The following is a 1,444-nucleotide window of genomic DNA, read 5'->3' on the forward strand; positions in this document are numbered from 1 at the left end:
GTGCGCGGGCGGTGCGGGTGCGCGCACGCGTGATGCGGGCGGAGGCGCCTGGGCGGGCGGTGGGCCCTGCACCGTGCCCCCGTTCGGCGGGTGTACCACTCGACCTCCCCCTGTCCTTCGCGTCTCTCGCGATGTCACGGTCCTGCGAACTCCCCGGCGTGGGACGACAAGTGCCCGGCCAGCAGTATGGCCGCAGGGGCCCCGCACGCACACCGGCCTTGGCTGGATCTTGATCGATCTGTCGCCTGTGCCTCCCCCGTCCTGCCCCGTGTCCGCCCGGCGTCAGCCCAGCAAATGCCCAGCGTCTGCCCGATGTCCGCCCGATGTCCGCCCCGTGTCCGTCCGAAGTCCGCCCCGTGTTCGCCCTCACCTTGAATACGCCGCCGGGGGCAATTCGGTTCCCGTTCGAGCCTCCTCGTCCGGGTGCCAAAGGGGGTTGTGCGCCGCTCCGCGCGGAACACAACCCCTCAGTGAATCAAGCCCCGCCCCTCGGCCCCGCCCCTCGGCCCCGCCCCCTCAGGCGTACTGCTCCCGCACCCGGGCGTAGGACTCAGCAGGGGCCGCGATCCGGTCGAGACCCAGCAGCGCGGCGCCGAGCACCGGGGCGGCCGACACCACCCGGGGGACGGCCTTCGGCGCACGGTCGGCCAGCAGTTGCCTGATGCGGTCGTCCAACTGCTGGTGCCGTGCGGCCAGCACGCTCCCGCCCAGCAGCACCGGAGTCTCCTCGTCGAGCAGCCCCAGCCGGCCCAGCGCCACCGCGGCGAGCGAGACGACTTCCTCCGCCTGCCGCTCGACGACCGAGCGGGCGACCGGGTCACCGGCCGCCGCGGTCGCGAAGAGAACCGGTGTCAGTTCGTGTTTGCGGTCCGCCGGGATACGCCCCAGGTGCAGCGCCTCGATCACGGCGTACATCGTCGGCAGCCCGAAGTGCGCCGGTACCGCCCGCATCAGCTCGGTGCGCCCGCCCCGCCCGTCCTCGGCGCGTGCCGCGTGCCACAGCGCCTCATCGGCGAGACCGCCGCCGCCTCCCCAGTCGCCGGATATCCGGCCGATCGCGGGGAAGCGTGCGGTGCGTCCGTCCGGGGTCATCCCGACACAGTTGATGCCGGCCCCGCACACGACGGCCACCCCCCGCGGTTCGTCCACGCCCGCGCGCAGGATCGCGAAGGTGTCGTTGCGGACCTCGACCGCCGGGCCCCAGCCGCGTGCCCCGATCGCGGCGGCCAGGTCACGCTCCTCGACCGGGAGATCGGCGTTGGCCAGACAGGCGGACACGAAGGAGGCGTACGGCGGGTCCCCCGCCCCGGGCGCTGCCCCGGGTGCTGATCCGGGTGCCGCCCCGGGCACTGCCCCGGGTGCTGCTCCGAGCGCTGCCCCGGTGGTGGCGCCGGAGCCGAAGCCGGCCCCGGTCACCGTGGGAGCCCCGGCGCGCGCCCCCGCA

General features: G+C 74.8%; 1 protein-coding gene. It reads right to left on the minus strand.

Translation table 11 applies throughout. From position 1 onward, the window contains the following. Positions 1-516: 516 nt before the first annotated feature. The gene (locus tag G3I19_RS36440) at positions 517-1,416 is read right to left on the minus strand and encodes a BadF/BadG/BcrA/BcrD ATPase family protein (RefSeq protein WP_343235314.1); all 900 of its coding nucleotides are present in this window, start codon (positions 1,414-1,416) and stop codon (positions 517-519) included. Between the last annotated feature and the right edge of the window lie 28 nt (positions 1,417-1,444).

Source organism: Streptomyces sp. SID10853, from assembly GCF_010548145.1.
Lineage (GTDB): Bacteria > Actinomycetota > Actinomycetes > Streptomycetales > Streptomycetaceae > Streptomyces.